11 protein-coding genes are annotated in these 13150 nt (G+C 60.3%); 8 read left to right on the top strand and 3 right to left on the bottom strand.

All coding sequences use genetic code 11. The features are described from left to right. Positions 1–98: 98 nt before the first annotated feature. From nuoG to nuoN, 8 genes are read left to right on the top strand one after another with little or no spacing between them, the layout of a single operon-like run. Complete coding sequence (gene nuoG, locus ACZRKZ_RS08240) at positions 99–2813, top strand: NADH-quinone oxidoreductase subunit NuoG (RefSeq protein ID WP_463969459.1); 2715 nt, start codon at positions 99–101, stop codon at positions 2811–2813. Then, on the top strand, positions 2810–3817 hold the full coding sequence (gene nuoH / locus ACZRKZ_RS08245; protein WP_463969458.1) for an NADH-quinone oxidoreductase subunit NuoH: 1008 nt from the start codon (positions 2810–2812) through the stop codon (positions 3815–3817). The genes nuoG and nuoH overlap by 4 nt, the downstream gene beginning before the upstream one ends. 11 nt (positions 3818–3828) lie before the next feature. Beyond that, entirely contained in the window at positions 3829–4377 is a 549-nt protein-coding gene (gene nuoI, locus ACZRKZ_RS08250) for an NADH-quinone oxidoreductase subunit NuoI (protein WP_149414135.1), read from the top strand. A gap of 9 nt (positions 4378–4386) precedes the next feature. Continuing rightward, positions 4387–4890 (top strand): NADH-quinone oxidoreductase subunit J, encoded by a 504-nt coding sequence (nuoJ, locus tag ACZRKZ_RS08255; RefSeq protein WP_133100251.1) that lies wholly within the window; start codon positions 4387–4389, stop codon positions 4888–4890. A 2-nt stretch (positions 4891–4892) separates the two neighbouring features. Then, positions 4893–5201 carry an NADH-quinone oxidoreductase subunit NuoK gene (gene nuoK, locus ACZRKZ_RS08260; protein WP_003174727.1) on the top strand — a complete coding sequence of 103 codons (309 nt, stop codon included), beginning with the start codon at positions 4893–4895 and terminating at the stop codon, positions 5199–5201. Continuing rightward, positions 5198–7051, top strand: coding sequence for an NADH-quinone oxidoreductase subunit L (nuoL, locus tag ACZRKZ_RS08265; protein ID WP_463981315.1), 1854 nt, complete (start codon positions 5198–5200; stop codon positions 7049–7051). The genes nuoK and nuoL overlap by 4 nt, the downstream gene beginning before the upstream one ends. A 39-nt stretch (positions 7052–7090) precedes the next feature. Beyond that, positions 7091–8623, top strand: a complete 1533-nt coding sequence (nuoM, locus tag ACZRKZ_RS08270) for an NADH-quinone oxidoreductase subunit M (RefSeq protein WP_463969456.1) — start codon at positions 7091–7093, stop codon at positions 8621–8623. A gap of 7 nt (positions 8624–8630) precedes the next feature. Next, positions 8631–10094, top strand: a complete 1464-nt coding sequence (gene nuoN / locus ACZRKZ_RS08275) for an NADH-quinone oxidoreductase subunit NuoN (protein ID WP_463981316.1) — start codon at positions 8631–8633, stop codon at positions 10092–10094. A 178-nt stretch (positions 10095–10272) separates the two neighbouring features. Here the strand turns inward: nuoN and ACZRKZ_RS08280 are convergent, their stop codons facing one another. From ACZRKZ_RS08280 to ACZRKZ_RS08290, 3 genes are read right to left on the bottom strand one after another with little or no spacing between them, the layout of a single operon-like run. Next, positions 10273–12015 carry an ABC transporter substrate-binding protein gene (locus tag ACZRKZ_RS08280; protein WP_463969454.1) on the bottom strand — a complete coding sequence of 581 codons (1743 nt, stop codon included), beginning with the start codon at positions 12013–12015 and terminating at the stop codon, positions 10273–10275. 47 nt (positions 12016–12062) lie between these two features. After that, positions 12063–12335, bottom strand: coding sequence for a DUF2160 domain-containing protein (locus tag ACZRKZ_RS08285; protein ID WP_133100256.1), 273 nt, complete (start codon positions 12333–12335; stop codon positions 12063–12065). Positions 12336–12345: 10 nt separating this feature from the next. Continuing rightward, on the bottom strand, positions 12346–13146 hold the full coding sequence (locus ACZRKZ_RS08290; RefSeq protein ID WP_133100257.1) for an ABC transporter permease subunit: 801 nt from the start codon (positions 13144–13146) through the stop codon (positions 12346–12348). Positions 13147–13150: the final 4 nt, after the last annotated feature.

Raw genomic sequence — 13150 nt, forward strand, 5'->3', positions numbered from 1 at the left:
TCATGTGATGACGCCTTTAAGGCTGTGTTGATTCCCATGAATAACAAGATTCCATTAGCCACGCCCGCTGACACCGGGCCAACGAAGAACTTTGAACCATGGCCACTATCCACGTAGACGGCAAAGAGCTCGAAGTCGATGGGGCAGACAACCTGTTACAGGCGTGTCTGTCGCTAGGCCTCGATATCCCTTATTTCTGCTGGCACCCCGCCCTTGGCAGCGTTGGCGCTTGCCGCCAGTGCGCGGTCAAGCAGTACACCGACGAGAACGACAAGCGTGGTCGGATCGTCATGTCCTGCATGACCCCCGCCACCGACGGCAGCTGGATTTCCATCGACGACGAAGAAGCGAAAGTGTTTCGCGCCAGCGTCGTTGAATGGCTGATGACCAACCACCCGCACGACTGCCCGGTCTGCGAGGAAGGCGGTCACTGCCACCTGCAAGACATGACCGTGATGACTGGCCACAATGAGCGCCGTTATCGCTTCACCAAGCGTACTCACCAGAATCAGCAACTGGGCCCGTTCATTTCCCACGAAATGAACCGCTGCATCGCTTGCTACCGCTGCGTGCGCTTCTACAAGGACTACGCCGGCGGCACCGACCTCGGTGTGTTCGGCGCCCACGACAACGTGTACTTCGGTCGCGTTGAAGATGGCGTGCTGGAAAGCGAGTTCTCCGGCAACCTCACCGAGGTCTGTCCGACCGGTGTGTTCACCGACAAGACTCACTCCGAGCGCTACAACCGCAAGTGGGACATGCAGTTCTCGCCGAGCATCTGCCATGGCTGCTCCAGCGGTTGCAACATCTCCCCTGGCGAGCGCTATGGTGAACTGCGTCGTATCGAAAACCGCTTCAACGGTTCGGTCAACCAGTACTTCCTGTGCGACCGTGGCCGTTTTGGCTATGGCTACGTCAACCGCGAAGACCGTCCACGCCAACCGCTGCTGGCCGATGGCGCCAAGCTGAGCCTGGACCAGGCGCTGGATAAAGCCGCTGACCTGCTGCGCGGTCGCAACATCGTCGGTATCGGTTCGCCCCGCGCCAGCCTCGAAAGCAACTATGCGTTGCGCGAACTGGTAGGCGCCGAGCACTTCTACTCGGGTATCGAAGCCGCTGAACTGGAACGCATCCGCCTGGTCCTGCAAGTGCTGAACGACAGCCCGCTGCCTGTGCCAAACATGCGCGACATCGAAGACCATGACGCGATCTTCGTCCTCGGTGAAGACCTGACCCAGACCGCCGCCCGCATGGCCCTCGCCCTGCGCCAGTCGGTCAAAGGCAAGGCTGAAGACATGGCCGACGCCATGCGCGTCCAGCCATGGCTCGACGCTGCGGTGAAAAACATCGGTCAGAACGCGCTGAACCCGCTGTTTATCGCAAGCCTGGCTGAAACCAAGCTCGACGATATCGCCGAAGAGTGCGTTCACGCCGCGCCTGACGATCTCGCCCGCATCGGTTTTGCCGTAGCCCATGCCATCGACGCCAGCGCGCCTGCCGTCGAAGGCCTGGACGCCGAAGCCCTGGAACTGGCCAAGCGCATCGCCGACGCCCTGCTGGCGGCCAAGCGCCCACTGATCATCGCCGGTACCTCCCTGGGTTCCAAGGCGTTGATCGAAGCCGCGGCCAACATCGCCAAGGCCCTCAAGCTGCGCGAGAAGAACGGTTCCATCAGCCTGATCGTGCCAGAAGCCAACAGCCTCGGCCTGGCCATGCTGGGTGGCGAGTCCCTGGACGCCGCCCTGCAAGCCGTGATCGACGGCAGCAGCGATGCCATCGTGGTGCTGGAAAACGATCTGTACACCCGCACTGACGCGGCCAAGGTTGACGCTGCGCTGAACGCGGCCAAAGTGCTGATCGTTGCCGACCACCAGAAAACCGCCACCAGCGACCGTGCCCACCTGGTACTGCCAGCGGCAAGCTTCGCCGAAGGCGACGGTACTCTGGTCAGCCAGGAAGGCCGCGCCCAGCGCTTCTTCCAAGTGTTCGATCCGAAGTACCTCGACGCGAGCATCCTGGTTCACGAAGGCTGGCGCTGGCTGCATGCCCTGCGCGCCACCTTGCTGAACCAGCCAATCGACTGGACCCTACTGGACCACGTCACCGCAGCCTGCGCTTCCAGCACGCCGCAATTGGCCCGAATCGTCGACGCTGCACCGTCCGCCTCGTTCCGCATCAAGGGCATGAAACTGGCCCGTGAACCGTTGCGCTATTCCGGTCGTACCGCCATGCGCGCCGACATCAGCGTGCACGAACCGCGTACTTCGCAAGACAACGACACCGCGTTCGCCTTCTCCATGGAAGGTTACTCGGGCTCGGTCGAGCCTCGCCAGCAGGTGCCGTTCGCCTGGTCGCCGGGCTGGAACTCGCCGCAAGCCTGGAACAAGTTCCAGGACGAAGTCGGTGGTCATATCCGCGCTGGCGACCCAGGTACCCGCTTGATCGAAAGCCAGGGTGACTCGCTGAACTGGTTCGCCAATGTTCCACGCGCCTTCAACCCGGCCCAGGGCACCTGGCAGGTCGTGCCGTTCTTCCACCTGTTCGGCAGCGAAGAGAACTCTTCCAAGGCCGCGCCGGTTCAAGAGCGCATCCCGGCTGCTTATGTAGCCTTGGCCAAGTCGGAAGCCGATCGCCTGGGCGTCAACGACGGTGCCCTGCTCAGTTTGAACGTAGGCGGCCAGACCCTGCGTCTGCCGCTGCGCATCAACGAAGAGCTGGGCGCCGGCCTGGTGGCATTGCCAGCAGGTATCGCCGGTATCCCGCCGGCAATTGCAGGCTTTATCGTTGACGGTCTGCAGGAGGCAGCGCAATGACCTGGTTCACCCCTGAAGTGATCGACGTGATCATTGCGGTCGTCAAGGCCATCGTGATCCTGCTGGCCGTGGTGGTCGCGGGCGCCCTGCTCAGCTTCGTCGAACGTCGCCTGCTGGGCTGGTGGCAGGACCGTTACGGTCCGAACCGCGTTGGCCCGTTCGGCATGTTCCAGATCGCCGCCGACATGCTGAAAATGTTCTTCAAGGAAGACTGGACCCCGCCGTTTGCCGACAAGGTGATCTTCACCCTGGCACCGGTCGTGGCCATGAGCGCCTTGCTGATTGCCTTCGCAATCATCCCGATCACCCCGACCTGGGGCGTGGCGGACCTGAACATCGGCTTGCTGTTCTTCTTCGCCATGGCCGGTCTGTCGGTCTATGCGGTGCTGTTCGCTGGTTGGGCCAGTAACAACAAGTTCGCCCTGCTGGGCGCCTTGCGGGCCTCGGCCCAGACCGTGTCCTACGAAGTGTTCATGGGCCTGGCCCTGATGGGCATCGTGGTGCAAGTCGGCTCGTTCAACATGCGCGACATCGTCGAGTACCAGGCCCAGAACCTGTGGTTCATCATTCCGCAGTTCTTCGGCTTCTGTACCTTCTTCATCGCAGGCGTAGCCGTGACTCACCGTCACCCCTTCGACCAGCCGGAAGCGGAACAGGAACTGGCCGACGGTTATCACATTGAATACGCCGGCATGAAATGGGGCATGTTCTTCGTCGGTGAGTACATCGGCATCATCTTGATCTCGGCGCTGCTGGTGACCTTGTTCTTCGGTGGCTGGCACGGTCCGTTCGACATCCTGCCGCAACTGGCTTTCCTCTGGTTCGTCTTGAAGACCTCGTTCTTCATCATGCTGTTCATCCTGCTGCGCGCTGCCATCCCGCGTCCACGGTATGACCAGGTGATGGATTTCGGCTGGAGATTCTGCTTGCCGCTGACCCTGATCAATTTGCTGGTGACTGCTGCCGTTGTGTTGTTGAACACGCCAGCGGGCGCGGTTCAGTGAGGATTTGACCCATGTTCAAATATATTGGCGACATCGTTAAGGGTACCGGTACCCAGTTGCGAAGCCTGGTGATGGTGTTCGGTCACGGCTTTCGCAAACGCGACACCCTGCAATACCCGGAAGAAGCGGTGTACCTGCCGCCGCGCTATCGCGGCCGTATCGTCCTGACCCGCGACCCCGACGGCGAAGAGCGCTGCGTGGCCTGCAACCTGTGCGCCGTGGCGTGCCCGGTGGGCTGCATCTCCCTGCAGAAAGCTGAAACCGAAGACGGTCGTTGGTACCCGGAATTTTTCCGTATCAACTTCTCGCGCTGCATTTTCTGCGGCCTCTGTGAGGAAGCCTGCCCGACCACCGCGATCCAGCTGACACCGGATTTCGAAATGGCCGAGTTCAAACGTCAGGACCTGGTGTACGAGAAAGAAGATCTGCTGATCTCTGGTCCCGGTAAAAACCCTGATTACAACTTCTATCGCGTTGCAGGTATGGCCATTGCCGGTAAGCCAAAAGGCTCCGCGCAAAACGAAGCCGAGCCGATCAACGTGAAGAGCTTGCTGCCTTAAGGAAGAAAGATGGAATTCGCTTTCTATTTCGCATCGGGTATTGCAGTAGTGGCCACGCTTCGCGTGATCACCAACACGAACCCCGTGCACGCCCTGCTCTACCTGATCATTTCGCTGATCGCCGTGGCCATGACCTTTTTCAGCCTCGGCGCACCGTTCGCTGGTGTGCTGGAAGTGATCGCCTACGCTGGCGCCATCATGGTGCTGTTCGTGTTTGTGGTGATGATGCTCAACCTGGGCCCGGCTTCGGTCGCCCAGGAGCGCGTCTGGCTCAAACCCGGCATCTGGATCGGCCCGGTGATCCTGGCAGCCCTGCTGCTTGGCGAGCTGCTGTATGTGCTGTTCGCTCACCAGAGCGGCCACGCCATCGGCCACACCACCGTAGACGCCAAGGCCGTGGGCATCAGCCTGTTCGGCCCGTACCTGCTGGTGGTCGAACTGGCTTCGATGCTGCTGCTTGCCGCAGCCATCACCGCCTTCCACTTGGGCCGCAACGAAGCCAAGGAGCAATGATGATGCCTGCTATCCCTTTGGAGCATGGTCTGGCGGTCGCCGGCATCCTGTTCTGCCTTGGCCTGGTCGGCCTGATGGTGCGCCGCAACATTCTCTTCGTGTTGATGAGCCTGGAAATCATGATGAACGCCGCTGCACTGGCGTTCATCGTGGCAGGTGCACGGTGGGGCCAGCCGGATGGACAAGTCATGTTTATCCTGGTGATCAGCCTGGCAGCCGCCGAGGCCAGTATTGGCCTGGCGATTCTGCTGCAACTGTATCGTCGCTTCCACACGCTTGATATCGACGCTGCCAGTGAGATGCGCGGATGAACATGATCTTTCTGACTTTCGTATTTCCCCTGATCGGTTTTCTGCTGCTGTCGTTCTCCCGTGGACGTCTCTCGGAAAATCTCTCGGCCCTGATCGGTGTCGGGTCCATTGGCTTGTCGGCGATTGTCGCCGCCTACGTCATCTGGCAATTCAACGTCGCGCCGCCCGAGGGTGGTCACTACACCCTGGTGCTGTGGCAGTGGATGTCGGTGGAGGGCTTCAAGCCCAACTTCGCCCTCTACGTCGACGGCCTGTCGATCACCATGCTTGGCGTGGTGGTGGGCGTGGGTTTCCTGATCCACCTGTTCGCCTCCTGGTACATGCGCGGTGAGGCCGGTTACTCGCGCTTCTTCGCCTACACCAACCTGTTTATCGCCAGCATGCTGTTCCTGGTGCTGGGCGATAACCTGTTGTTCCTGTACTTCGGCTGGGAAGGTGTAGGCCTGTGCTCGTACCTGTTGATCGGTTTCTACTACAGCAACCGCAACAACGGTAACGCGGCACTCAAGGCCTTTATCGTCACCCGTATCGGCGACGTATTCATGGCCATCGGCCTGTTCATCCTGTTCCAACAGTTGGGCACGTTGAATATCCAGGAGCTGCTGGTGCTGGCGCCGCAGAAATTCCAGGTCGGTGACTTCTGGATCACCCTGGCGACCCTGATGCTGCTGGGCGGCGCTGTCGGTAAATCCGCGCAACTGCCGCTGCAAACCTGGCTGGCGGACGCGATGGCCGGTCCTACTCCGGTTTCGGCACTGATCCACGCCGCGACGATGGTAACCGCCGGTGTCTATCTGATCGCCCGTACCCACGGCCTGTTCACCCTGGCGCCGGACGTCCTGCATCTTGTCGGCATCGTCGGTGGTGTGACCCTGGTGCTCGCCGGTTTCGCCGCACTGGTTCAGACCGACATCAAGCGTATCCTCGCCTACTCGACCATGAGCCAGATCGGCTACATGTTCCTGGCCCTGGGCATCGGTGCCTGGGAAGGCGCGATCTTCCACCTGATGACCCACGCCTTCTTCAAGGCCCTGCTGTTCCTTGCCTCCGGTGCGGTGATTGTTGCCTGCCACCATGAGCAGAACATCTTCAAGATGGGCGGCCTGTGGAAGAAACTGCCACTGGCCTACACCAGCTTCATCGTCGGCGGCGCGGCCTTGTCGGCCTTGCCATTGGTGACTGCAGGCTTCTATTCCAAAGACGAAATCCTTTGGGAAGCCTTTGCCAGCGGTAACCAGGGACTGCTGTATGCAGGCCTGATGGGCGCATTCATGACCTCGTTGTACACCTTCCGCCTGATCTTCATCGCGTTCCACGGTGAAGCGAAGACCGAAGCCCACGCGGGCCATGGCATCTCCCACTGGCTGCCACTGTCGGTACTGATCATCCTGTCGACCTTCGTCGGCGCCATGATCACCCCACCGCTGGCTGGCGTGTTGCCACAAAGCGTCGGCCATGCCGGCGGCGACGCCAAGCACAGCCTGGAAATCGCTTCGGGCGCCATCGCCCTGGCCGGTATCCTGCTGGCGGCATTGCTGTTCCTCGGCAAGCGTCGCTTCGTCACCGCCGTTGCCAACAGTGGCATTGGCCGCGTCCTTTCGGCCTGGTGGTTCGCTGCCTGGGGCTTCGACTGGATCTACGACAAACTGTTCGTCAAGCCTTACCTTGCGATCAGCCACGTACTGCGCAAAGACCCGTTCGACCAGACCATTGGTTTGATCCCGCGTGCTGCCAAGGCCGGTCATAACGCCCTGAGCCGCACCCAGACAGGCCAGTTGCGCTGGTATGCAGCTTCCATGGCGGCCGGTGCCGTGCTGGTGATCGGCGCCATCGTTGTGGTAGCGGTCTGATATGAACTTTGCGAACTTGCGAAAGGAAACGAGCCCGTCATGATTCTGCCCTGGCTAATCCTGATCCCCTTTATCGGCGGCCTGCTCTGCTGGATGGGCGAGCGCTTCGGCGCTACCCTGCCCCGCTGGATTGCGTTGCTGACCATGTCCCTGGAACTCGCTCTCGGCCTCTGGCTGTGGGCCCATGGCGACTATTCATTTGCTCCGGCGCCTGGCGCAGATCCGACCTGGGCGCTTGAGTTCAAGCACATCTGGATCCCGCGTTTTGGCATCAACGTGCACCTGGCCCTCGATGGCCTGTCGCTGTTGATGATCCTGCTGACCGGCCTGCTGGGTATCCTCTCGGTACTCTGCTCCTGGAAAGAGATTCAGCATCGCGTGGGCTTCTTCCACCTGAACCTGATGTGGATTTTGGGCGGTGTTGTCGGCGTGTTCCTCGCCCTCGACCTGTTCATGTTCTTCTTCTTCTGGGAAATGATGCTGGTGCCGATGTACTTCCTCATCGCGCTCTGGGGTCACAGTTCTTCGGACGGCAAGAAAACCCGGATCTACGCGGCGACCAAGTTCTTCATCTTCACCCAGGCTTCCGGCCTGATCATGTTGGTGGCGATCCTCGGCCTGGTACTGGTTAACTTCAACAGCACCGGGGTAATCACGTTTGATTACGCCACGCTGCTGAAAACCAAGATGTCCCTGACCACCGAATACATCTTGATGCTGGGCTTCTTCATCGCCTTCGCGGTGAAGCTGCCGGTGGTGCCGTTCCACTCCTGGTTGCCTGACGCTCACGCCCAGGCGCCGACCGCCGGCTCCGTGGACCTGGCCGGTATCCTGTTGAAGACTGCGGCCTACGGCTTGCTGCGTTTCGCCCTGCCGCTGTTCCCGAATGCCTCGGCCGAGTTTGCGCCGATCGCCATGACCCTCGGTCTGATCGGGATTTTCTACGGTGCGTTCCTGGCCTTCGCCCAGACCGACATCAAGCGTCTGATCGCCTTCTCGTCCGTTTCCCACATGGGCTTCGTACTGATCGGCATCTACTCCGGCAGCCAGGTGGCATTGCAAGGTGCAGTGATCCAGATGTTGGCTCACGGCGTTTCGGCGGCGGCACTGTTTATCCTCAGTGGCCAGTTGTATGAGCGTCTGCACACCCGTGACATGCGTGAGATGGGCGGCCTGTGGTCGCGTATCGCCTACCTGCCGGCCATCAGCCTGTTCTTCGCCGCCGCATCCCTGGGCTTGCCGGGTACCGGCAACTTCATTGGCGAATTCCTTATCCTGATGGGTGCGTTCGTCAATACACCGTGGGTCAGCGCTATCGCTACCTCCGGCCTGGTGTTCGGTTCGGTCTACTCGCTGATCATGATCCACCGTGCCTACTTCGGTCCGTCCAAGTCGGACGCCGTGTTGCATGGCCTGGATGCTCGCGAACTGATCATGGTGCTCGGCCTTGCAGTGCTGCTGATCTACATCGGCGTGTACCCGCAGCCGTTCCTCGATACCTCTGCCGCAACGATGCATGGCGTGCAGCAATGGTTCGGCACCGCCTTCACTCAACTCGCTTCGGCCCGGTAAGAGCGCTATGGAATTCACGATCCAACATTTTATCGCGCTTGCGCCGCTGCTGATCTCCAGCCTCACCGTTGTAACGGTGATGCTGGCGATCGCCTGGCGCCGCAACCACTCGCAGACCTTCCTGATTTCGGTGGCGGGTCTGAACCTGGCCTTGCTGTCGATCATACCGGCACTCAAGGTCGCGCCACTGGCGGTCACCCCGCTGTTGATGATCGATGACTTCGCGCTGCTGTACATCGCGTTGATCCTCGTCGCCACTCTGGCCTGCGTCACCCTCGCCCACGCCTACCTCGGCGAAGGCGGCACCGGTTACCCAGGCAACCGCGAAGAGCTGTACCTGCTGATCCTCCTGGCTGCCACCGGCGGTATTGTCCTGGTCAGCGCGCAACACCTGGCCGGCTTGTTCATCGGCCTGGAACTGCTGTCGATCCCGACCTACGGCCTGGTGGCCTACGCCTTCTTCAACAAGCGCTCCCTGGAAGCCGGCATCAAGTACATGGTGCTGTCGGCGGCTGGTTCCGCGTTCCTGTTGTTCGGTATGGCGCTGCTCTACGCCGAAGCTGGCAGCCTGAGCTTCAGCGGTATCGGTCACGCCCTGGCCGCCACCAGCATGCCTGCGCCAATTGCCCAGTTGGGCCTGGCAATGATGTTGATCGGCCTGGCGTTCAAGCTGTCGCTGGTGCCTTTCCACCTGTGGACTCCGGACGTGTACGAAGGCGCCCCGGCGCCAGTCGCTGCTTTCCTGGCTACCGCCTCGAAAGTCGCGGTGTTTGCGGTGATGGTGCGTTTGTTCCAGATCTCGCCTGCTGCCAACACCGGTGTACTGAGCGACGTGCTGACCATCATCGCCATCGCGTCGATCCTGTTCGGTAACCTACTGGCCCTGACCCAGAACAACCTCAAGCGTCTGCTGGGTTATTCGTCCATCGCTCACTTTGGCTATCTGTTGATCGCCTTGGTGGCAAGCAAGGGCCTGGCGGTGGAAGCCATCGGTGTCTATCTGGCCACCTACGTGATCACCAGCCTTGGCGCGTTCGGCGTGATCACCCTGATGTCCTCGCCTTACAAAGGCCGCGACGCCGACGCCCTGTACGAGTATCGCGGCCTGTTCTGGCGCCGCCCGTACCTGACCGCCGTGTTGACCATGATGATGCTGTCCCTGGCCGGTATCCCGCTGACCGCGGGCTTCATCGGCAAGTTCTACATTGTGGCTACCGGTGTTGAAGCGCACGAATGGTGGCTGGTGGCTTCGCTGGTATTGGGCAGCGCCATCGGCGTTTTCTACTACCTGCGCGTGATGGTGACGCTGTACCTGATCGAGCCAAACCTGCGCCGTGTCGACGCCGAACTGCACTGGGAACAGAAAGCAGGCGGCGTAATGCTGCTGGCGATCGCCCTGTTGGCGTTCTTCCTCGGCGTCTACCCACAACCGTTGCTCACCTTGGTGCAGCATGCGGTGATGGCGGGTTGATCGTTTAGGCGATTGCAGTAAATAGAACGGCACCTTCGGGTGCCGTTTTGCGTTTCTGGGAATAGATCCAAGAGGGGCGGCGCGGCGTCTATTGCTATCGCGAGCAAGCCCGCGATAGCGGTAGCAGAAACGCCACAAAAAACGGCACCTCACGGTGCCGTTCTACTAACGCCCCCTCTTACTTACGCGCCGCCTCCCACGACTTGAGCAACTCGTTGTAGTTGACCGTTTCACCCTTGGGCTTCTCGTTCGCCAGTTTCGGCTTCGGCGCCCCAGGCTGATCAAACCAGTATTGCGCATCGCGCTCCGGGTTCATCTTCGGCCCGCAGATCGGCTGCACCTTGGAGCGCTCCAGGCGCGTCATGATGGCGTCCTGGTCCTTGGCTAAACCATCCAGCGCCTGTTGCGGGGTTTTCTCGCCGCTGGCGGCTTCCGAAATGTGGCTCCACCACAGTTGGGCCAGGCGTGGATAATCCGGCACGTTGGTCCCGGTCGGTGTCCATTGCACACGGGCCGGGCTGCGATAGAACTCCACCAGCCCGCCAAGCTTCGGTGCCAGGTCGGTCATGGCCTGGGAGTTGATGTCAGACTCGCGGATCGGCGTCAGGCCGACGATGGTTTTCTTCAGCGACACGGTTTTCGAGGTCACGAACTGGGCATAGAGCCAGGCCGCCAGTTTCTGTTTCTCCGGTGTCGACTTGAGGAAGGTCCAGGAACCCACGTCCTGATACCCCAGTTTCATGCCCTCCTCCCAATACGGCCCACGCGGCGATGGCGCCATGCGCCACTTCGGCGTGCCGTCGGCATTCATCACCGGCAGGCCGGGCTTGGTCATGTCGGCAGTAAAGGCGGTGTACCAGAAGATCTGCTGGGCGATGTTGCCCTGGGACGGCACCGGCCCGGATTCGGAGAAGGTCATGCCCGCTGCTTCCGGCGGCGCGTAGGCGCGCATCCAGTCGACATACTTCTGCGTGGCAAAGACCGCAGCAGGGCCATTGGTGTCGCCGCCCCGGGTGACGCTGGAGCCCACCGGATGGCAATCCTCGACGCGGATGCCCCATTCGTCTACTGGCAAGCCATTAGGCAAGCCTTTGTCGCCACCACCAGCCATGGAGAACCAGGCATCGGTGAAACGCCAGCCCAGAGACGGGTCTTTCTTGCCATAGTCCATGTGCCCGTAGACGCGCTTGCCGTCGATTTCCTTGACGTCTTCGGTGAAGAACTTGGCAATGTCTTCATAGGCCGACCAGTTCACCGGCACGCCCAACTCGTAGCCGTATTTTTCCTTGAACTTGGCTTTCAGGTCCGCACGCTCAAACCAGTCGGCGCGGAACCAATACAGGTTGGCGAACTGCTGGTCGGGCAACTGGTAGATCTTGCCGTCCGGCGCGGTGGTGAAGGAAATGCCGATGAAGTCCTTGAGGTCCAGGGTCGGCGAGGTGAAGTCCTTGCCTTCGTTGGCCATAAGATCGGTGATGGATTCGGTCTTGCCGTAGCGAAAGTGCGTACCGATCAAATCCGAGTCGTTGACCCAACCGTCATAGATGTTCTTGTCGGACTGCATCTGGGTTTGCAACTTCTCCACCACGTCGCCTTCCTGCAACAGGTCGTGGGTCAGCTTGATCCCGGTGATTTCGTTGAAAGCCTTGGCCAGCACCTTGGATTCATACTCGTGGGTGGTGAGGGTTTCCGACACCACGTTGATCTTCATCCCACGAAACGGCTCGGCCGCCTTGATAAACCACTTCAACTCTTCGAGCTGCTGGGCTTCGGTCAAGGTGGACGGTTTGAACTCACTGCCGATCCATTTTTTCGCCGCGTCCTCGTAGGCATCGGCCCAGGCTGCAGCGCTCAACCCGCTGAGCGCCAGCACGGCCGCCAATGAAATGCTATGTCGCAGCTTATTGTTTTTGTCGAACATAGAGACCTCCTGGTTAAGTACAGAGTGGGGGTGCCAAGACCTGGCAACTAGCCCCAGCGCATCACAGCCAACAGCCACACCAGGGACAGCGCGGACGCCACCCAGATGCTCCAGCCGGTCACGCCAATCACCAGCAAATGCAGGTAGGCGCTCCCGAGAAGACCAATAAACAAACGATCACCACGGGTGGTGCTGATCGGTAAAAAGCCGCGCCGGGGGATACTCGGCGAGCGCAGTTCCCAGGTGGTCATGCCCGCCAGCAGCAGGGCAATGGCCGCAAAGAACAGCGCAGTCGGGGTGGTCCAAGCCATCCATTCCATCATCGACTCCTCAGACCCGGCCCAGGGCAAAGCCCTTGGCCACATGGTTGCGAACAAACCAGATCACCAGCATGCCCGGCAGAATGGTCAACACTCCAGCCGCCGCCAGTACACCCCAGTCAATGCCGGAGGCCGAGACCGTACGGGTCATCACCGCCGCGATAGGCTTGGCGTTGACCGACGTCAGCGTGCGCGCCAGCAGCAGTTCGACCCAGGAAAACATGAAGCAAAAAAACGCCGTCACGCCGATACCCGAGCCAATCAAGGGGATAAAAATCTTTACGAAAAACTTGGGAAAACTGTAGCCATCGATGTAGGCGGTTTCGTCGATTTCCTTGGGCACCCCGGACATGAAGCCTTCAAGAATCCACACCGCCAGCGGCACGTTGAACAGGCAATGAGCCAGGGCCACTGCGATATGGGTATCGAACAGGCCGATAGACGAATACAGCTGGAAAAACGGCAGCAGAAACACTGCCGGCGGCGCCATACGGTTGGTCAGCAGCCAGAAAAACAGATGCTTATCCCCCAGGAAACGGTAGCGGGAAAACGCATAGGCTGCCGGCAACGCCACGCTTAGGGAAATCACCGTATTCAGGCTGACGTAATACAGCGAGTTCAGATAGCCGGTGTACCAACTGGGGTCGGTGAAGATCACCTTGTAGTTAGCCAGGGTGAACTCCTGGGGAAACAGCGTCAGGCCGCCGAGGATTTCGGTGTTGCTCTTGAAGGACATGTTCAGCAGCCAGTAGATCGGCACCAGCAGGAACAGGATGTAGATCAGCAGCGGCACAAGCTTGCGTTTGCTCATGATA

The organism is Pseudomonas sp. c313 (assembly GCF_055407145.1).

Coding starts and splice junctions, on each gene's coding strand:
- nuoG (WP_463969459.1), top strand. CDS start 99: ATGGCCACTATCCACGTAGACGGCAAAGAGCTCGAAGTCGATGGGGCA.
- nuoH (WP_463969458.1), top strand. CDS start 2,810: ATGACCTGGTTCACCCCTGAAGTGATCGACGTGATCATTGCGGTCGTC.
- nuoI (WP_149414135.1), top strand. CDS start 3,829: ATGTTCAAATATATTGGCGACATCGTTAAGGGTACCGGTACCCAGTTG.
- nuoJ (WP_133100251.1), top strand. CDS start 4,387: ATGGAATTCGCTTTCTATTTCGCATCGGGTATTGCAGTAGTGGCCACG.
- nuoK (WP_003174727.1), top strand. CDS start 4,893: ATGCCTGCTATCCCTTTGGAGCATGGTCTGGCGGTCGCCGGCATCCTG.
- nuoL (WP_463981315.1), top strand. CDS start 5,198: ATGAACATGATCTTTCTGACTTTCGTATTTCCCCTGATCGGTTTTCTG.
- nuoM (WP_463969456.1), top strand. CDS start 7,091: ATGATTCTGCCCTGGCTAATCCTGATCCCCTTTATCGGCGGCCTGCTC.
- nuoN (WP_463981316.1), top strand. CDS start 8,631: ATGGAATTCACGATCCAACATTTTATCGCGCTTGCGCCGCTGCTGATC.
- ACZRKZ_RS08280 (WP_463969454.1), bottom strand. CDS start 12,015: ATGTTCGACAAAAACAATAAGCTGCGACATAGCATTTCATTGGCGGCC.
- ACZRKZ_RS08285 (WP_133100256.1), bottom strand. CDS start 12,335: ATGGAATGGATGGCTTGGACCACCCCGACTGCGCTGTTCTTTGCGGCC.
- ACZRKZ_RS08290 (WP_133100257.1), bottom strand. CDS start 13,146: ATGAGCAAACGCAAGCTTGTGCCGCTGCTGATCTACATCCTGTTCCTG.